Here is an 18,320-nt window from a genome sequence, read left to right on the forward strand (position 1 = left end):
CTGCTCGGCGCGGTCCCCTCCATCGCCAACGGCCTGGTCTCCGGCGTCGACCAGGTACCGCCACTGTTCCTGCGAGCGGGCCGCACGCTGGGCGCGACGGGCCTGAAGGGCACCTGGCACATCGTGATGCCGGCCGCGCTGCCCGGCTATCTGGCGGGCCTGAAGCAGGGCTGGGCCTTCTCCTGGCGCTCGCTGATGGCCGCCGAGATCATCGCCTCCCACCCCGACCTGGGCGTGGGCCTGGGCCAACTCCTGGAGAACGGCCGCAACAACAGCAGCATGTCCATGGTGTTCTTCGCGATCCTGCTCATCCTCGTCGTCGGCATCGCCATCGATCTGCTGATCTTCAGTCCGCTGGAGCGGTGGGTGCTGCGCAGCCGCGGTCTGCTGGCAAGGAGCTGAAGTCCTGTGTTCAACAAGCCGGTTCTTCTCGTCATCGCCCACGGCAGCCGTGACCCGCGGCATGCCGCGACGGTGCATGCCCTGGTACGCCGGGTGCGCTCGCTGCGCCCGGACGTACGGGTGGAGACCGGCTTCCTGGACTTCAACATCCCCTCGGTACAAGGGGTGCTGGAGTCCTTGGCGGCGGAGGGGGTCCGCGATGTCGTGGCGCTGCCTCTGCTCCTGACCAGGGCGTTCCACGCGAAGGCCGACATCCCGGCGGTGCTGCGGGACGCGCCGCCGCAGCTGCGGATCCGGCAGGCCGAGGTGCTGGGGCCGTCGCCGCTGCTCCTGGCGGCCCTGGAGCGGCGGCTGTACGAGGCGGGGCTGACGCCCGCCGACAAGTCCTCGACCGGGGTCGTGCTGGCCTCGGCGGGGTCCACCGACCCGGAGGCGATCGCAGTGATCGCAGAAATCGCGCGGGAGTGGCGGCACACCGGTTGGTGCGCCGTGCGGCCTGCGTTCGCCTCCGCATCCCTTCCCCGCACCGAGGACGCCGTCCGCGAACTGCGGGCCCTCGGCTGCGCGCGCGTGGCCGTGGCCCCGTACGTCCTGGCCCCGGGCTTCCTCCCGGACCGCATCGCGCGGGGCGCGGCCGAGGCGGACGTACTGGCGGACGTGCTCGGGGCCGCGCCCGAGGTGGCGCGGGTGCTGCTGGAGCGGTACGACGCGGCCGGGTTGCCGGTGCTGGCGGCCGTGGGCGCCTGATCTGGGAGCGACGGTCCGGTTCTACGCGGTGCCCGCGGGTCCGACCGCTTCGTCGGCCAGGCGTACCAGCTCCGCCACCGGCATCGAGCCCGCCGCCCGCCTCTCGCGCGCGAAGGTGTTGGCGAGGCGCTGGAGGAGTTCGTTCAGCGGGGTCGGTACGCCGTGCAGGCGGCCGAGGAGGACGATCTCGCCGTTGAGGTGGTCGGCCTCGATGGTGCCGGTGCCGCGGGTGAGGGACTGCCAGGAGGAACCGCCACCGCGCGGGGCGCCGTCGAGGGGTACGAGGGTGATCTTGTCGCCCCGTGCGGCCTGCTGCTCCTCGGCGCTCACGTACGCGATCCCGGCGGCGTCGAGCACGGCCGCGCCCTCGGCCCGTACACGCCGGAACAGCGCTGCGGCCTCCTCGGTGTCGACGGGTCCGGTCACCGCTTCCAGGGAGTTGCCCAGGTTGGCCAGCAGCTTGGCGTACTGCCAGCGGGCCACGTCCGCCACGACCGGCGCCTCGAAGTGCGACTTCTCCAGGTCGGCGGCGATGAGGCGGGCGGTCTCGTCGGTGCCGTGCGGGTAACGGCCGAGGTGCAGCATGCCGGTGAGGGGGCTGCCCGCGGCGGAGACGACGCCGGGTTCGACGTACGTCGACGGCAGCCACACACAGACGCCGTGGACGCGGCGGAAGAGCCGCAGGGCGAGGCGCTGACTCTCGACCCCGTTCTGCGCGCAGACCAGCGGCAGGCGCTCGGCGGCCGTACCGCCGCCCGCGACCGGGGCGGGGCCCCACGTCTGGAGGGCGGCCGTGCTGTCCTGCGTCTTGACGGCGAGGACGAGGACGTCGTCGGGGCGGAGCTCGCCGAGCGCGGCGGGCCCGTCGACGACCGGCAGTCGGTGGGTCAGCTCGCCCTCCGGCACCCTGAGCCGCAGTCCGTGGTCCCGCAGCGCCTCGAAGTGCGCGCCCCGCGCGACCAGAACGACCTCGTGTCCCGAGCCCGCGAGCCGTCCGCCGATGACACCGCCGACCGCCCCTGCCCCGATGATGATGTAGCGCATGGGACGAGCCTCGCACAGCCGTTCCGCCGGGTTGACCCTGCCCCTGGGGCAGGCTTCAGGGTTCCGCGGCATGGACGACTTCTACTTGAAGCAGACGCCGTACAGCGATCCGGGGGACCTGGATGTCACCGGACTGCCGAATGATCCTGGTCAACTCGCCCAATTAGTAAGGGATGTGATCATCCATCAGGGCGACGGGAAGCGCCTGGGGTACGCCATCCCCGAGCAACGGCTGCGCGAGGACGCCGAGTCCCGGTACGTCACCGAGATCCTGCGGATCCTGCGGGAGCGCCGGGACGCTCCGCTGACCGAGGCGCGGGGGCCGCAGGAGCGGTTCGTGGGCACGTGCCGGGACTTCGCGCTGCTGCACGTGTCGCTGCTGCGCGCCACGGGTACGCCCGCCCGGGTCCGCGGCGGCTTCGGCACCTACTCGTCGACGGCTTCCACGAGGACCACTGGGTCACGGAGTACCGCCTGCCGGACGGGAGTTGGCGGCTGGTCGACCCGCAGGTCCTGCATCCGGCGTACGGCGACCTGGGCTTCGACCCGCTGGACGTGCCGCGCGACCGGTTCCTCGTGGCGGGCGAGGCCTGGCGGGCCTGCCGGGCCGGGGACGCGGACCCGGAGACCTTCGGGTTCTGGTCCGTCGAGAGCCTGCGCGGCATGTGGTTCGTCCGGGGCAGCCTCGTCCTCGATCTGGCCTGCCGGAACGGCGTCGAGACGCTGCCCTGGGACGGCTGGGAGCCACTGGCGGGCTTCGGCGACCACGAGTCGCTCCGCGCCGACGACCTCGCCCTCCTGGACGCTGTCGCCGGCGCGCGCACCGACGAGGAGGGCAGGCGCCTGTACGCGGATCCGCGGCTGGCTCCGCCTCGCGAGATCCTCTCCCAGTCGCCCTGTTTCGGCCTGCGCGGGGTCACGCTTCCTCAGGGGTGAAGGGCGTCCCCTGGTGGAAGTACATCTGCCATCCGTCACCGGTCCGCCGCCACAGCGAACTGCGGTGGGCGTGCCTGCCGTTGTTCACCGTGTCGAAGGTCAGATGGACGAGGTCCGGGGCGAGCCGGACGCCCCTGAACTCGGAGGTGACGACGTACCGGTCCTCCGGATCGGTGACCAAGGGGAGGCGGGACACGGTCGACTGCCAGTCCCAGCGCCGCCCCGAGGAGCCGAACTCGTGGAACTCGGGGTGCAGCAGCGCCCCGAGGAGTTCGGGCGAGCGGCGGACCTCGGGGTCGAGCAGCCTCAGCTCGCCCTCGATGGCGGCGCTCACGGCGGAATCGCGCTCAGTCACTGGTCATCTCCACGAGCTTGACGACGGTGTTCCAGTTACGGCTGGTGGCGATCAAACCCTTGTTCAGCCGGGGCCGCGACAGAATTTCGCCGAGCTTGGACCGCCCGAGGCCGTTCGGGGCGTACAGGTACAGCGCCCGGTCGCCGAGCCGGAACTCCTCCGGGAGATAGGCGGCCGGGTCGATCTCCGCGAAGCGCTCGGCGTCGACCGGGGCGGAGCAGTAGGTGACATGGAGCTGTTTGGGCTCCAACTCCGCTGCGGGGAAGGGGCAGTTGTCGGCGATCGCCTTGAGGTAGGCGTGGTCGCGCACGATCACGTCCACGGTGAAGCCGAAGTGCTTCTCGATCGCGGACGCGAGCTCCGCGGCCAGGGACTCCTCGTCGCCGTGGTCTGCGGCGAAGACCGCCTGACCGCTCTGCAGGTAGGTGCGTACGCCGTCGTGACCGAGGCCGGTCATCAGGGTGCGCAGGTCGGCCATCGGGACTTTTCTGCTGCCGCCCACGTTGATCCCGCGCAGCAGCGCCGCATACGTCGTCGTCATTCGGTCACCATAAGGCGGCCCACTGACACGGACACCGACGCGGCGGTCGTGCCCCGTGGGGGTGGGCACGACCGCCGCGCAGACCCGTAAGTTACTTACCGGTCAGCATGAAGCACAACCTCATTCGGCTGATCCACTTCCCGAGCCCCGCCCCCGAGCCAGGTCCCCGAGCCACCCGGATAGATGTAAGGGACCCCCATCCTCCCCAGTGGGGAGGGGCCGGTGGCCGAGCGGATGACTTTCGGCCGCCGCACTTCACCGGACAGCACGACGAGATGGCCTTATCCGGCCCATACCTTCGAAACGAAAGGGGGCGGCAGGGGGCCGCCACCGCAATCAAGGGGGCAAGCCCGTCATGGGGAACGGAGACACACGCGTGCGGGGACTCGCCGCCCGCGCCGGCGGCTGGAGCGCCCGCCATCGATGGGCTGCCGTCGGCATCTGGGTACTGTTCGTCGTCCTGGCGATGGGGCTCGGTTCGGCGGCGGGCCGGGTCGACGTCAAGGACAGCGACCAGCTGAAGGGCGAGACGCACACCGCGGCCAAGATCATCGAGGACGCGGGGATCGAGGAGCCGGCCAGTGAGACCGTCCTGATCCAGGCGAAGGAGGCGGGCCTCAAGGCCACGGACGCCGAGTTCAGGTCGGCGGTCACCGCGGTCGTGAAGGCGGTCGAGGACACCGGCAGGGTCACGGACGTGACATCGCCGTACGACACGCAGACCATCTCGAAGGACGGCCGCAGCGCGCTGGTGCAGTTCGACATGCGCGGTGAGTCGGACACCGCGGGCGAGCGCGTGGAGCCCGTGCTGAAGGCCGTCGAGGACGTCCAGAAGGACCATGAGTCGCTGCGGATCGAGGAGATCGGCGGCGCGAGCATGATGAAGACGTTCGACGACGCGTTCGGGGACGACTTCCAGAAGGCCGAGTACTCGGCGGTGCCGGTGGCCCTCGGCATTCTGCTCATCGCCTTCGGCGCGCTGGTGGCGGCCCTGCTGCCGGTACTGCTGGCGGTCACCGCGATCATGGCGACGATGGGCCTGATGGGCATCGTCAGCCATGTGATGCCGATGAGCGAGACGGCGAACTCCGTGATGCTGCTGGTCGGTCTGGCCGTCGGTGTCGACTACTGCCTGTTCTACCTGCGCCGTGAGCGCGAGGAGCGCGAGGCCGGCCGGGACGCGCAGACCGCCCTGAGGGTCGCCGCCGCCACCAGTGGCCGCGCGATCATCGTCTCCGGTGTCACGGTGTGCGTGGCGATGGCGGGCATGCTGTTCACGGGGCTCGCCGAGTTCGAGGCGATGGGCCTGGCCTCGCTGATGGTCGTGGCGGTCGCCATGGTCGGGTCGGTGACGGTGCTTCCCGCGCTGCTGTCGCTGCTGGGCGAGCGGGTCGAGAAGGGCAAGATTCCCTTCCTGCACCCGCAGAGCAAGCTCCGCCGCAACCGTGGGCGCGGCAATCGCGAGAGCCGGTTCTGGACGGCCGTGCTCAAGGGAGTGCTCGCGCGGCCCGTCCTCTCGGTCGTCGTGGCGACCGGCGCGCTGCTCGCCGTAGCGGCTCCCGCGGTCGGCATGAAGACCCAGAACCTCACGCTGGACCAGGAGTTCGGCGACTCGCTGCCCATCGTGCAGACGTACAACCGGCTCAACGAGGCCTTCCCGGGCGGTTCCGACCCGGCCGAGGTCGTCGTCAAGGCGGACGACATCAACGCTCCCGAGGTGACGTCCGCGCTGGCCGACTTCCGTGAGCGGGCGGTCAGTTCGGGTGCCTCGCGCGGGCCGGTGGAGATCAAGCTGCACGACGACAAGAACATCGCGTTCGTGTACGTCCCGCTGGTCGGCGGCTCCGACCTGGACAAGGCGGGCGAGAGCCTGGACAAGCTGCGCGACGACGTACGGCCCGCCACGCTCGGCAAGGTGGACGGCGTCGAGGCGCCGATCACCGGACAGGTCGCCGGCTCGCAGGACTTCAACGACCAGCTGGCCGGAGCGGTCATCCCGGTCTTCGCCTTCGTCGTGGTCTTCGCCTTCCTTCTGATGCTGCTGTCGTTCCGCTCGCTGACCGTCGCGATCACGTCGATCGTGCTGAACCTGCTGTCGGTGGGCGCGGCGTACGGCATCCTCGTCGCCGTCTTCCAGCACGGCTGGGGCGCGTCCCTGGTGGGCGCGGAGGGCGTCGGCGCCATCATCAGCTGGCTGCCGCTGTTCCTGTTCGTGATCCTGTTCGGCCTGTCGATGGACTACCACGTGTTCGTGGTCTCCCGGATCCGCGAGGCGCGGCTGCGGGGCCGTACGACGAAGGACGCGATCCAGCACGGCGTGGTCACCACGGCCGGGGTCGTCACCAGCGCCGCGGTCATCATGGTCGCCGTGTTCGCGATCTTCGGCACGCTGTCCATGCAGTCCATGAAGCAGATGGGTGTCGGCCTCGCGGCCGCGGTCCTCATCGACGCGACCATCATCCGGGGCGTACTGCTCCCGGCGGTCATGGCGCTGCTGGGCGAGCGCAACTGGTACCTGCCGAAGTGGCTGAACCGGCTGCCGGACCTGACGCACGACGAGGCGCCCGAGGCCGTGACGCGCAGCGCGGCCCGGGACGACGAGGGCGAGCGGGTGCCGGTCTGACCCCACCCGCCCGACGCGCAGGGCCCGTTGACTCCGGGGGAGTCAACGGGCCCTCGTACGTCGTCTACTCGGCCCGGCGGGCGGGCAGTTCGGCCTCGATGAGGTCGGCGGCCCGCCGGGTACCGCCCTCCTGGGCCATCTCGGCCTGGATGTCCTTCAGACGCCGGGCCACCTCGGGGTCGTCGACGAGCGCGAGTACGGCCTCGCGGAGGGTTTCAGCGGTGGCCTCCTCCGTCGGGACGTGGCGGGCGACGCCGAGGGACTGGAGCACGTCGGCGTTGCCGAACTGGTCGGCTGCCTGCGGTACGGCGACCATCGGCGTGGCGGTCGCGAGTCCCTCCTGGCTGCCGCCGGCGCCCGCGTGCGTGATAAAGGCGTCGGCCTGCTTCAGGATGGCCAACTGCGGTACCCAGTCCCGTACTTCCACATTGGCCGGGACAGCGCCCAGCTCGGCCGGGTCGACGTGCCTGCCGATCTGGAGCACCATGTGCCAGCCGGGCAGATCACCGAAGGCCTTGACGCACTCGCGGTAGAAGCCGGGCTGCTTGGTGAAGGCGGAGCCGAGGGAGACGAGGAGGACCTTCTCCGCCCCCGCCGGCCGCTGCCAGTCGCCCTGCGCCGAGCGGTCGCCCTGGCAGGCGCCGACGAAGGTGTAGCGGCTCTCGTCGACCCGATCGGCGCTCCACTGGAGCGCCTTGGGGATGAGGACGAGCGAGCGGTCGGGGCGGCCGCCGAAGGAGTCGGGGTCCAGGTCGATCCCGTTCTCGTCCAGCCAGGCCTGGAAGCGGGCGTAGTACGCCTGGCCGCGCTCGGTCTTCTTCGGCTCGGCCCACATGGGTTCGGCGACCTCCTCCTCGTAACCCTCCCAGGCGACCATGTGCGGGGAGAGCGAGATCGCCTTGACGCCCCAGCGGTGGGCGAGGACACGGGCCGGGTAGGAGGCGGTGTCGTGCAGCACGAGGTCCGGTTCGTCCCCCTCGTATGCCTCGATGAGCTGCGGCAGGGCCTGGATCGCGTCGTCGAGGAACGGCTCCACGTTGTCGAGGAGCGTGCTCCCCCACGCCTCGGGATCGTCGTCGGGTCCGGGCAGGGTCGAGTTCCAGAGCTTCGGCTCGGCACCGGTCTCGGCGACCTTCTCGGCGAACAGCGGCGGAATGGCGTAGGTGACCCGGTGCCCGCGCGCCACCAGCTCGCGGATCACTTCGAGGCTGGGGTTCACGTGGCCGTGGGCGGCGATGGAGAACATGGCGATGTGAGCGGGGCGACTGGTCATGGGCCCCACCGTAGGCGAGACGATACGTCTCGTGCAACTGGATTCCGTGGACTGGTGCGGCTTGGTTCCCGGGGGTGTCCGCTCGAATCCCGCCTCGATTCCGAAGGGTGCCGAGCTCACCGCTCGGGACAGCTCGCGCCGCTCCCCTCCATCTCCCGGCCGTCCGGCCCCGTGACGGTCACCGGCGAGGGTTCGGCACGGGGGTCCGCGAGGCGCTGGACCCCGAGGGCCGTGCAGGTCAGCTGGTCCACCGCGAGGCCGGGCAACTCGCCCGCCTCGGCGGCCAGTTCGATGGACACGCCCGTGTCGCTGGTCGTCACCTCGACGGGGTCGGCCGCAGGGGGCTCTTCCGGAGGGAGACTGTAGGTCGCCGCGGGAGTGGCTCGCGGGTCCGGTGCGAGCGTGGGCATGCCCGACAGGACCAGCCGCGTGGTCAGTCCTTTGGCGCGTTCGGCGTCGCTCGGACCCAGGAGCAGGAGCTCCACGGCCGACTCGACATCGACCGACGCGGGCGTCCTGCGGGGCGCGGCGATGAGGCTGCCGTCCGCCACGAAGTACACCGGGATCATCGGGATCACCCCACTGGCGGGCCCGCCCGCCTCCACCACCCCGGTCTCAGGGATGCCGCAGGACGCGAGCGTGAACAGGGCGGACAGGGCGGGCACGGTCAGCAGCGCGGCTCGGCGCACGGCTCTCACTCTCCACCTTCGGGGGCCGACTCGTCCCGGCGCAGCGGGAGTTCCACCGTGAAGACGGCGCCGCCCTCAGGACGGTTCGCCGCCCGGACGGTGCCGCCGTGCACCCTGACGTTCTCCGCGGTGATGGCGAGGCCGAGACCGCTGCCCTCGGTCCGGGTGCGGGCGGCGTCCGACTTGTAGAACCGCTCGAAGACATGGGGCAGGACGGCGTCGGGGATGCCGGGTCCGCTGTCCAGCACCTCGATCACCGCGAGGTCCTCCGTGCTGCCGTACAGCCGCAGTCGGACCGGCCGGGTCCCGTGCCGCAGCGCGTTGCCGACCAGGTTCGCGACCACCACGTCGAGGCGGCGCGGGTCGACGCGTCCCCGTACGGCGTCGGGCGGAGGCAGATCGGCGTCCACCTGGTCGGTCCAGCCCCGGGCGGCGAGGGTGCGCCGCAGTGACTCGGCGAGGTCTATCTCGTCCAGGTGCAGCACGGCCGCGCCCGCGTCGAAGCGGGAGATCTCCATCAGGTCGTCCACCAGCCGGGCCAGTTTCACGGTCTCCTCGCTGATCAGCCGGACCGCGGTGGCGGTGTCGGGGTCGAGGCGGGCGGCGTCCTCGTCGAGGACGTCGGTGACCGCCGACATGGCGGCCAGTGGGGTGCGCAGTTCGTGCGAGACGTCCGCGGCGAACCGGCGGGCCCGGGCCTCCATGCCGCGCAGTTCGGCCACGGTCGCCTCCAGGGCGGCGGCCGTCTCGTTGAACGTGTGGGAGAGATCGGCGAGTTCGTCGGAGCCGTCGACCGCGAGCCGGGTGTCCAGTCGCCCTTCGGCGATGCTGCGGGTGGCGTGCCGCAGCGCGCGTACCGGCCGCAGCACTCCGCGGGCGGCGAGCAGCGCGAGGAGTACGGCGAGCCCGAGGGCGGGCAGGGTGGCCCGTTCGATGGCGGTCACCAGGGCGTCGACGGAGGCCGCCTCGGCGGTCTGCGGCACGGTGAGGAAGACCTGGACCCCGGACGCGGCCATGTCGGGCACGGCGAACACGATCGTCATGCCGACGACCAGCGCGGTATGGTCGCCGCTGCGCACCCGCTGGAAGACGGTGGCCCGGCTGGAGTTCACCGCCCCGCGCAGGGCGGGGGTCAGCTCCTCGAACGGGTCGTCGACGGCGGAGGTCGCGCTCAGCTCGCCGTAGGCGACCAACACCCGCCAGGTACCGGCCGGTTCGGCGGCGGCGACGTCGGCCGCGAAGCGCCGCAGCTCGGACTCGCCCGGAGGGACGGCGAGCTCGGGGGCGAGCCGGTCGAGCTGGGCGCGCAGTTGCTTGATCACGGCGTCCTGGCTCTGCTGGAGGACCCCCGTGCGGGCTTCCCGGAAGGTCAGGGCGCCGGTGGTCGCGGCGGTGAGCGCGGCGACGAGCGCGAACGCCACCACCAACCGCATGCGCAGACCGCGCAGTTGGGGACGCCTTATGTTGATGGTCGGCCTCGCCTTGGATCCGTCGCGCGTCCTCACGGGGCGACGGACCGGGCGGCGAACCGGTAGCCGAAGCCGCGCACGGTCTGGATGTAGCGGGGTTCGCGCGGGGGTTCGCCCAGCTTGGCGCGCAGCCGTTTGACGCAGGCGTCCACCAGGCGCGCGTCGCCGTGGTAGCTGTGCTCCCAGACCGCCTCCAGGAGCTGCTGCCGGCTGAACACCTGGCCGGGCGAGGCGGACAGGGTGAGCAGCAGCCGCAGCTCGGACGGGGCCAGCGCAACCGGCTCGCCCCTCTGGCTGACCGAGAACCCGGCCCGGTCGACGGCCATGTCCCCGTAGGTCTCGATCTTCGGTATGCCCTCGTCGGCGGGTGCACCACCGGCCCTGCGCAGCACGGCCCGGATCCGGGCCTCCAGCACCCGCGCCTGTACGGGCTTGACGACGTAGTCGTCCGCCCCGGCCTCCAGTCCTACGACGATGTCCTCGTCGTCGCCCCGCGCGGTCGCCATGATGATCGGCAGCGTCTGGTCGAGGGCGCGCATCCCCCGGCACACGTCCAGGCCGGGCATCCCGGGGAGCATCAGGTCCAGCACCACGACGTCCGGCCGGAAGGACCGCAGCCGCTCCAGACCCTCCTCGCCGGTCTCGGCGGCGGCGACCTCGTGGCCCTGGCGGCGCAGCGCGAGGGCCACACCCTCCCGCACGGCACGGTCGTCTTCGATCAGCAGAACGCGTGGCATGTGCCCAGTATCCGCACGCCGTTCACCGACCCAGGGCTCTGTTACCGGATGATCACATCAGGCGCCGTTATCCATTCGTTACCACGCGGGCCAGATTCGATCACATAGTGGTCACAACCTGAACCATCATGACCGCGCACCGAACAACTCCGCCCCGCAACCGCCGCCGCAGGAGCGGCCCCGCACACGCCTCCGGGCTCGGGCGGAAGGAGACGCGGAAGACGCGGAAGGGGACGCTGTGGGGAGGTCTGACCGCGCTGGCCGTTCTCGGGGCGGCCGGTTTCGCGGCCGCGGGGTGGACGTTCGTGTCCGGGGGCGGGGACGGGGACGGGGGTGTGCGCGGGGCCGGTCGCGCCCCGAGCCCGTCATCGAGTCCGAGCGCGACCACGAGTCCGAACCCGCCCTCGTCGAGCCCGAACTCGCCTTCCAGCGCGAGCCGGCCGTCGAGCCCCTCCTCGAGCCCGTCCGCCCGCCCCTCCGAGCCCGACATCCCGGCGACGGGACCCGGCACGTTCACCACCGCCCCCGGCGAAAGCGCCAAGGTGGGGACGGGAACGGCCCTGCGCTACCGGGTCGAGGTGGAAGACGGCCTCAAGTTGTCGCCGGCTGACGTCGCCGAACAGGTGGAGCGCATCCTGGGCGATCCACGCGGCTGGACGACGGACGGGAAGTCGGCGTTCCAGCGGGTGTCGGGCGGCGCCACCGATTTCGCCGTACGCGTCGCGACGCCCGGGACCGTGGACGAGATCTGCGGGCAGTACGGGCTCGAAACCGGCGGCCGGGTGAACTGCAGCGTGGGCCGGAACGTCATGGTCAACCTCAGGCGCTGGGAACTGGCGACACCTGTCTACGCCAAGGACGTGGCGGCCTACCGGGCGCTGATCATCAACCACGAGGTCGGCCACTTCCTCGGCCACGACCACGTCGGCTGTCCCGGCCCGGGCAAACCCGCCCCCGCGATGATGCAGCAGATCAAGGGCATGCACGGCTGCGTGCCCAATGTCTGGCCGTACGACGAGGACGGCCGGTACCTCACCGGGCCCGCCGCGCCGTGAGGGCGGGCGGGACCGCGGGGCCCACGGGCGGGCGGGACGCGGGCGGGCGGTACTGCGGGCGGGCGGCTCAGCGCTGGTACCGGGCGAGCACCAAGTTGCCGTCCTTCTCCAGGCGTTCGCGCAGCTCACCGAGGTCGATGGCGCCGCTGTAGTACTCCTGGAACGCGGGGGTGGCGACCTTGTCCTTCCACTCCGGGTAGCCCCGTACGGACTGCGCGGGTGCCGAGCGCAGGTGGGCGGCGAGGGCGGTGCCGGTCGCCCAGCCGTTCTCCGTGGTGTGCAGGGCGGGGTCCTTCAACGCCTGGGTGCCGGTGGGCAGCATCCAGTCGCCCAGGGCCAGCCGGACCATGTTCTTCGGCTGGAGCAGGAAGTCGATGAACTCGGCGGCCTCCTTCTTGTGCGGGCTGTCCTCGGCGACGGACAGGGTCTGCGGACTGACGCCCTGAGTGAGCCCGTCGGCGCCGGCCGGCGCGGGCAGCACCTGCCACTGGAAGCCCTTGGGCGCCTGCTGGACGATCTGCTGACGGTACGAGAACCCGAGCGGCACCATCGCATACTTGCCGCCGAAGAAGCCGGGCAAGGTGTCCGAGCCGCCGCTGCCGAGGGTGGTCGGCGAGGCGCTGCGGTCGGTGCCGGCCTGGTCGTGGATCGTGCGGGGCACGACCTCGTCCCCCTGGTCGAACCGGATGGTGACCTTGCCGTCCGCGCCCCGGTGGAAGAGCCGGCCGCCCGCCGACAGCGACAGGTTGAGCGTGGCGGAGACGGGTTCCTTCAGCGGCCAGGCGACGCCGTACTTGCCGTCGCCGCTGAGCTCTTGGGTGATCCTGCGGAACTCCGGCCAGCTCCAGGGGCGTTGGGTGGTCGGGACCCGTACACCGGACTCCTTCAGCCACTTCGCGTTGGCGATGAGGACGCGCGGCTCCTGAAGGAAGGGCACGCCGTAGATCCCGTCGCCGAACGTCGTCGTGTCCCAACTGTGCCGCGGTATGTCGGACTTGAGCCGCTCGGGCAGCAGGTCGGTGAGATCGGCGAGGTAGCCGCCGTACGCGAAGTCCGCGAGGTCGTCCGAGGCGTCGTGGATGATGTCGGGCGCCTCACCGCCCTCGAAGGAGGTCAGGAGCTGGTCGTGGACGCTGTCCCAACTCCCCTGTACGTACTCGACCTTGACGTCGGGATGGGCTGTGTTCCACTCCTTCACCAGCTCCCTGTTGGCCTCGACGGACTCCTCCTGCCAGGCCAGGGACTGGAAGCGCAGGGTGACACGGCCGTCGGCACCGCCACCGTCGTCGCCACTGCATCCGGCGAGCAGCAGAGCCAGGACGACCAAGGGCCACAGCACTCTCGTACGCATCAGTTCTTCACCGCCCCGGCGAGCATGCCGCCCGTGATGCGGCGTTGGATGATCGCGAAGACGACCAGTGAGGGAAGGGTCGCCAGGAAGGCGGCCGCCGCCAGCGGGCCGAGGTCCGCTACGCCCTCCGCGCCGATGAAGTGGGTGAGGACGACCGGGAGGGTCTGCTTCTCGGGCGTCTTCAGCAGCACCAGCGCGAAGAAGAACTCGTTCCACGCCGTGACGAACGCGAACAGCCCCGTCGCCACGATCCCCGGCGCCAGCAGGGGCGCGGTCACCGACACCAGCGTCCGCACCCGTCCGGCCCCGTCGACCGCAGCCGCCTCCTCCAACTCGGGCGGCACCGCGCGGACGTACCCGACGAGCATCCACAGCGCGAACGGCAGCGCCCACACCACGTACACCATGACCAGCCCCGGCACCGAGTTGATCAGCCGCAGGTTCTTCAGCACCAGGAACAGCGGAATGATCAACAGCACCAGCGGGAACGCCTGGCTGACGACCACCCAGCCGGTCGCCGCTCGCGCGAGCGGGGTGCGGCGGCGGGCCATGACGTAGGCCATCGGAGTCGCGAGCAGTACGGCGATCAGGGCCGCGCCGAGCGCGGCGACAAGGGAGTTGAGGGCGGCGTGCAGCAGGGGCTGTTCGTCGAAGGCCTGCCGGAAGTTGGCGAGGGTGGGGTCCTTCGGGATCCAGGTGGGGTGCAGGCTGCCCAGCTCGCGCGGGGGCTTGAAGGCGGTGGAGATCAGCCAGAGGAAGGGGAAGGCGAGGAAGACGAGGTAGGCGAGCAGGGCGGCGTACTGGCCGACGCGGCCCGCGGTGCTGGTCCTCATGACTCGTCACCTCCCCTGAGCCGGCCGACGAGGAAGACGGCGAGGAGTATCGAGATCACCGCGACCATCACGCATCCCATCGCCGCCGCGTAGCCGAACTGCCCGTAGCGGAAGGCCTCTTCGTAGGCGAAGAGCATGGGCAGCCGGGTGCGGCCGCCGGGCCCGCCGCTGGTGAGCACGTAGACCAGGGCGAAGGAGTTGAAGTTCCAGATCAGGTTGAGTGCCGTGATGGACAGGGCGACGGGCCTGAGGGCGGGCCAGGTGACGGTGCGGAAGCGGCGCCAGGCGCCGGCGCCGTCCACGGCCGCCGCCTCGTGCAGTTCACGCGGGGTGTTCTGCAGGCCGGCGAGCAGAGCGACCGTCGTGGTCGGCATCCCCGCCCACACGCCCACGACGATGACAGCGGGAAGCGCGGTGCCGAGCCCGCTGAGCCAGTCGCGGCCGTCGCCGAGGCCCAGGTCGCGGAGCGTCTCGTTGAGGATGCCCGCGTCGGGGTTGTAGACCAGCCGCCACATGACGCCGACGACGACCTCGGGCATGGCCCACGGGACGATCGCGAGGGCTCGGGCGAGCCAGCGCAGCCGCAGGTCCTGGTTGAGCAGGAGGGCGAGGCCGAGCGCCAGCAGGAACTGCGGCACGGTGACGCCGACCGCCCACACCAGGCCGATCCGGAACGACTCCCAGAACAGCGTGTCGTGCAGCAGGTCCCGGAAGTTGAGAGCGCCGATCCACTGAGTGGATCGGGTCCGCCCGGACTGCGCGTCGGTGAAGGCGAGCAGGATGCCGTAGAGCAGCGGTCCGACGCTCAGGATGAGAATGGGGATCAGCGCGGGGAGTACGAGGAACCAGGCGCCGTGATCCGTGACGCGCCGCCGCCCGGTGCCACCCGGCGGGCGTCTCACCGGCCTTTCCGCCTCCGTCACCGTCGTCACGGAATCAGCCCCTTTGCGCCGCTCGGGATGGGCCCCGTCATGGTCGTGAAGGCGCTCTGCCCCGTCAAGGCAGCGCGCACGCGCTCCGACCTGTGCGAATGCGAGACTGAGCGAGGGATGGCGGGAATCCGACGCCGTTCCTGGAGGCGTACGACCACACGGAGGCGGGCGATGGACGAGGCACGGGCGCGGGACGTACTGGCCGCGGCGGGGGTGGTACCCGTCCCGGCGCGGGACGCGCGACTGCTCGCCCTGGGCGAGAACGCGGTGTTCGCCGCCGGTGACCTGGTCGTCAAGGTGGGCCGCGACGCCGAACTCCTGGGCCGGGCGCGGCGCGAACTGGACATCGCGCAGTGGCTGGCCGAGGCGGGCGTGCCGGCGGTGCGGGCGGCCGACCCCAAGGCACTGCTGGTGGAGGGGCACCCGGTGACCGTGTGGCACCGGCTGCCCGATCCGGTACGGCCCGCCGAGCCACGGGATTTGGCCGAACTGCTACGGGTCGTGCACACGTTGACGGCTCCCTCCTTCGAACTGCCGCCCCGTGAGTTGCTGGGCGGCGTGGAACGGTGGCTGCGGCTGGCGGGCGACGCGATCGATCCGGCAGACGCGGCGTATCTGCGGGAGCGGCGGGACGGGTTCGCCGCCGCCGCGGGTGCGCTGACGCCGCATGTGCCGCCGGGGCCGATTCACGGTGACGCCCTCCCCCGCAACGTCCATGTCGGCCCGGACGGGCCGGTTCTCGTCGACCTGGAGACCTTCTCGGTGGATCTGCGGGAGCACGACCTGGTGGTCATGGCGCTGTCGCGGGATCGGTACGGCTTGCCTGCGGCGGCCTACGACTCGTTCGTCGAGACGTACGGCTGGGATGTGCGGGAGTGGGAGGGCTGCTCGGTGCTGCGGGGGGCTCGGGAGACGGCCAGTTGTGCGTGGGTGGCCCAGCATGCGCCGAGCAGTCCGAAGGCGTTGACGGAGTTCCGTCGCCGGGTGGCTTCGCTGAGAGAGGGGGATGAGACGGTGCGGTGGCATTCGTTCTGAGCGCGTGTTTCTGACCTCGAAACAGCACGTCAGGCTGTGGCCACCCGCACCGCCGGCACCCTCGACCCGGTTCCGGTGGTCGCCCGGATGCTTTACGCGAGCATCAGCAGCAGCCGCGTGTTCGGTACGAGCTTGCGGTTCACGCTGGTGCTCTGCACGAATATCGTGAAGTCGGCGTTGTGGTCGGGCTTGACGCGGACTTCCACGTCCGGCAGGCCGAGCAGGGCTCGGGCCTCGGGCCCCGTGTACACCCGGTCCGTCTTCTTCTCCAGCACCGCGATCTGCTTCTGCGCCTGGATCTTCTCGGACTTGCTCAGCTGGTAGAACGCCCCACCGGTGCGGTAGGTGTGCCCGCATTCGACGACCCAGTCCCGGATCGCGGCGTCACGGGCCACGGGGATCAGCTGGTACTGCGACGGATCCACCGGGGTGAGCCCGGCTGCCTTGATGGTGTCCTTGTTGACCACGTCCGCACCCGTGGAGAACACCGCCCGTGATCCGCGGATGCCCTGGGCGCGGCCCATCATGAACTTCTCGGTGGCCTGCTGGATGACCTGCCCGGCCTCCTCCAGGCCCTGGGTGCTCGTGGCGTCCCAGATGGCGATGTTGTCCTTCGGGAACCCGCACTGCATGGCCTCGCGCTTGCCCATCTGATCGGGCACGAGGACGGCCAGCGTCCAGTTGTCCTCCTGTGTCGCGATCAACTTGGCGACGCCGTGCACCAGTTCACGCGGATCCCTGTCACGGGCGTCCGGGCAGCGGTGACTCGCGTTCTCCTGCCCGTCGGTGAGCACGAAGGTCAGGAAGCTGTGGTCTCCGTACAGTTGAGCCGTCTGCGCCAGCTCCCGCTGCGATTTGAGCGTGGCCGCCAGCAGCGCCGTCATTCCCCCGACGCGGTACAGCTGCTTCAGGGACGGCATCCGCAGCACGTCCTTGTCGTAGATGACGCACTCCACCGTGTCCGCGAAGACGTACACGGTGACGCGGGTCTCCTGGTCCAACTCCTGTGAGCGGCGGGCCAGATAGGCGATCTGCTGGTCGGCGACCTCGACGACCTTGCGGCTCAGGTGCGACATGGACGAACTGGCATCCAGCACGAGAGCGACGTGATTGATGTAGTTCTGGCTTCCGGACATGGCAGCTCCCCCTCTTTCCGAATCTTTCCGACTCGATGCTTCGATGCTCTCACCCACCACTGACAATCGATCTTGACGTCGGCGGCGGCCCAGCGGGCCTACGCGAGAGGGGCCGGGGCACCCGGGCCGGGACGCCATGCCGTGGCGGCACTCAGGGCATCGCCCAGCCGTCACTCTCCCTGCTCTGGATCCTGCGAGCCGCGCGCCCCAGTTCGGCGAGTACGGTGCGCACCGCCGACCTGGCCGTCCGCTCGGGGCGGTAGAGGGCGTCGATATGGCGTCGCGCCTGCACTCCGCTGAGCGGCCGCAGGACCAGCGCCGGATGCGGGCGCATCGTCCAGCGGGGCATCAGGGCCAGGCCCCCGCCGGCCGCGACGGCCTCGGCCACCACCGCGAACTCGTTGATGCGGTGGGCCAGATGGAGTCGGCGTCCGGCCGCGGCGGCGATGGCTTCGATGACCGCCAGGACCGGGAAGCCGTCGTGTACGGTGATCCACTGCTCCTCGGCCACGTCGCGCGGGGTGACGCGGCGCTTGGCAGCGAGCGGGTGATCGACGGGCATCGCCACGTCCAGCGGCTCGCGCAGCAACGTCGTCGCGGTCACCGTGCCCGGCCACGGCGGGGCGTGGTCCAGGCGGTGGGCCAGGACGATGTCGTACTCCCGGGTGAGCCGGGGGAAGTCCTCCTGCGGTACGTCCTCGTCGGCCAGCACGGGCACCGGCTTGCCCGGCCCGGCCAGCGCGCGGATCAGCAGCGGGAAGAACGCCGTGGCCGCGCTGTGGAACGCCGCCACGGACACCTCCCCGTCCGGCCGCTCGACGAACTCCTCGACGGTGTGCCGCGCCCGCGCCAGCGCCGTCTCCACCTCGACGGCCGCTCCGGCCAGCGCCTGTCCCGCGTCGGTGAGCACCAGCCGGCGCCCCTGCCGCTCGGTGAGCGGCACCGGGATCGCGCGCTGCAGCAGCCGTAGCTGCTGGGAGATCGCCGAGGGCGTCACCAGCAGCGCCTCGGCGACCGCCGTGACACTGCCCAGTTCGCCGAGCTCCCGCAGGATCCTCAGCTGCCGTTCGTCCATGGCCTCAGTGTAGGGACGATGTAGGGCTTCTAAATGATCGTTTTAGGGACTGGTACTGGGCTTCAGGGTCGCCGTCGGTGCACCGTA

General features: G+C 71.0%; 17 protein-coding genes and 2 pseudogenes. 7 read left to right on the forward strand and 12 right to left on the reverse strand.

Features of this window, described 5'->3' with window-relative positions:
• Together ACIREI_RS21725 and ACIREI_RS21730 are read left to right on the forward strand one after the other, a co-directional pair.
• Positions 1–402, forward strand: a 402-nt coding sequence (locus ACIREI_RS21725; protein ID WP_403335134.1) for an ABC transporter permease, incomplete at its 5' end; no start/stop codon positions are given.
• A gap of 6 nt (positions 403–408) precedes the next feature.
• Positions 409–1,149 carry a sirohydrochlorin chelatase gene (locus ACIREI_RS21730; protein ID WP_403335137.1) on the forward strand — a complete coding sequence of 247 codons (741 nt, stop codon included), beginning with the start codon at positions 409–411 and terminating at the stop codon, positions 1,147–1,149.
• Positions 1,150–1,170: 21 nt separating this feature from the next.
• Here the strand turns inward: ACIREI_RS21730 and ACIREI_RS21735 are convergent, their stop codons facing one another.
• Positions 1,171–2,193, reverse strand: a complete 1,023-nt coding sequence (locus ACIREI_RS21735) for a ketopantoate reductase family protein (RefSeq protein WP_403335139.1) — start codon at positions 2,191–2,193, stop codon at positions 1,171–1,173.
• Between the two features lie 70 nt (positions 2,194–2,263).
• On the opposite strand from ACIREI_RS21735, the pseudogene ACIREI_RS21740 reads away from it, so the two are divergent.
• Positions 2,264–2,581, forward strand: a pseudogene (locus ACIREI_RS21740) (transglutaminase domain-containing protein); the annotation flags it as partial.
• Positions 2,539–3,129 (forward strand): hypothetical protein, encoded by a 591-nt coding sequence (locus tag ACIREI_RS21745; protein WP_403335142.1) that lies wholly within the window; start codon positions 2,539–2,541, stop codon positions 3,127–3,129. The pseudogene ACIREI_RS21740 and the gene ACIREI_RS21745, both read left to right, overlap by 43 nt.
• Here the strand turns inward: ACIREI_RS21745 and ACIREI_RS21750 are convergent.
• Positions 3,110–3,484 (reverse strand): DUF4440 domain-containing protein, encoded by a 375-nt coding sequence (locus tag ACIREI_RS21750; RefSeq protein ID WP_403335145.1) that lies wholly within the window; start codon positions 3,482–3,484, stop codon positions 3,110–3,112. The two genes, ACIREI_RS21745 and ACIREI_RS21750, sit on opposite strands and share 20 nt — an antisense overlap.
• Positions 3,477–4,025 carry a DUF1697 domain-containing protein gene (locus tag ACIREI_RS21755; protein ID WP_403335147.1) on the reverse strand — a complete coding sequence of 183 codons (549 nt, stop codon included), beginning with the start codon at positions 4,023–4,025 and terminating at the stop codon, positions 3,477–3,479. Before ACIREI_RS21755 ends, ACIREI_RS21750 begins: the two co-directional genes overlap by 8 nt.
• Before the next feature lie 355 nt (positions 4,026–4,380).
• Here ACIREI_RS21755 and ACIREI_RS21760 point away from each other — a divergent pair, with 355 nt between their 5' ends.
• Positions 4,381–6,648 carry an MMPL family transporter gene (locus ACIREI_RS21760; protein ID WP_403335150.1) on the forward strand — a complete coding sequence of 756 codons (2,268 nt, stop codon included), beginning with the start codon at positions 4,381–4,383 and terminating at the stop codon, positions 6,646–6,648.
• Positions 6,649–6,712: 64 nt separating this feature from the next.
• On the opposite strand, the pseudogene ACIREI_RS21765 reads toward ACIREI_RS21760, so the two are convergent.
• The 4 genes and pseudogenes from ACIREI_RS21765 to ACIREI_RS21780 form a co-directional block, all read right to left on the reverse strand.
• Positions 6,713–7,964, reverse strand: a pseudogene (locus tag ACIREI_RS21765) (glycosyltransferase).
• Between the two features lie 73 nt (positions 7,965–8,037).
• Complete coding sequence (locus tag ACIREI_RS21770) at positions 8,038–8,610, reverse strand: hypothetical protein (protein WP_403335153.1); 573 nt, start codon at positions 8,608–8,610, stop codon at positions 8,038–8,040.
• A gap of 5 nt (positions 8,611–8,615) precedes the next feature.
• Positions 8,616–10,043: a sensor histidine kinase gene (locus ACIREI_RS21775; protein ID WP_403335921.1), complete on the reverse strand. Its 1,428-nt coding sequence runs from the start codon at positions 10,041–10,043 to the stop codon at positions 8,616–8,618.
• A gap of 68 nt (positions 10,044–10,111) precedes the next feature.
• A complete protein-coding gene (locus ACIREI_RS21780) occupies positions 10,112–10,816 on the reverse strand; it encodes a response regulator (protein ID WP_403335155.1) in 705 nt (234 codons plus the stop codon).
• 128 nt (positions 10,817–10,944) lie between these two features.
• On the opposite strand from ACIREI_RS21780, the gene ACIREI_RS21785 reads away from it, so the two are divergent.
• The gene (locus ACIREI_RS21785; protein WP_403335158.1) at positions 10,945–11,871 is read left to right on the forward strand and encodes a DUF3152 domain-containing protein; all 927 of its coding nucleotides are present in this window, start codon (positions 10,945–10,947) and stop codon (positions 11,869–11,871) included.
• Positions 11,872–11,938: 67 nt separating this feature from the next.
• On the opposite strand, the gene ACIREI_RS21790 is transcribed toward ACIREI_RS21785, so the two are convergent.
• From ACIREI_RS21790 to ACIREI_RS21800, 3 genes are read right to left on the reverse strand one after another with little or no spacing between them, the layout of a single operon-like run.
• Positions 11,939–13,222, reverse strand: coding sequence for an ABC transporter substrate-binding protein (locus ACIREI_RS21790; protein WP_403335161.1), 1,284 nt, complete (start codon positions 13,220–13,222; stop codon positions 11,939–11,941).
• On the reverse strand, positions 13,222–14,055 hold the full coding sequence (locus tag ACIREI_RS21795; protein WP_403335164.1) for a carbohydrate ABC transporter permease: 834 nt from the start codon (positions 14,053–14,055) through the stop codon (positions 13,222–13,224). Before ACIREI_RS21795 ends, ACIREI_RS21790 begins: the two co-directional genes overlap by 1 nt.
• Positions 14,052–14,987 (reverse strand): carbohydrate ABC transporter permease, encoded by a 936-nt coding sequence (locus ACIREI_RS21800; RefSeq protein WP_403335166.1) that lies wholly within the window; start codon positions 14,985–14,987, stop codon positions 14,052–14,054. Before ACIREI_RS21800 ends, ACIREI_RS21795 begins: the two co-directional genes overlap by 4 nt.
• Before the next feature lie 171 nt (positions 14,988–15,158).
• On the opposite strand from ACIREI_RS21800, the gene ACIREI_RS21805 reads away from it, so the two are divergent.
• Positions 15,159–16,022 carry a phosphotransferase enzyme family protein gene (locus tag ACIREI_RS21805; protein WP_403335169.1) on the forward strand — a complete coding sequence of 288 codons (864 nt, stop codon included), beginning with the start codon at positions 15,159–15,161 and terminating at the stop codon, positions 16,020–16,022.
• A gap of 92 nt (positions 16,023–16,114) precedes the next feature.
• Here ACIREI_RS21805 and ACIREI_RS21810 read toward each other — a convergent pair whose 3' ends face one another.
• Both ACIREI_RS21810 and ACIREI_RS21815 read right to left on the reverse strand, forming a co-directional pair.
• Positions 16,115–17,158, reverse strand: coding sequence for a vWA domain-containing protein (locus ACIREI_RS21810; RefSeq protein ID WP_403335172.1), 1,044 nt, complete (start codon positions 17,156–17,158; stop codon positions 16,115–16,117).
• A gap of 151 nt (positions 17,159–17,309) precedes the next feature.
• Positions 17,310–18,233 carry a LysR family transcriptional regulator gene (locus tag ACIREI_RS21815; RefSeq protein WP_403335174.1) on the reverse strand — a complete coding sequence of 308 codons (924 nt, stop codon included), beginning with the start codon at positions 18,231–18,233 and terminating at the stop codon, positions 17,310–17,312.
• Between the last annotated feature and the right edge of the window lie 87 nt (positions 18,234–18,320).

This window comes from Streptomyces sp. NPDC093591 (genome assembly GCF_044764885.1).
In the GTDB taxonomy this organism is placed as follows: Bacteria; Actinomycetota; Actinomycetes; order Streptomycetales; family Streptomycetaceae; genus Streptomyces.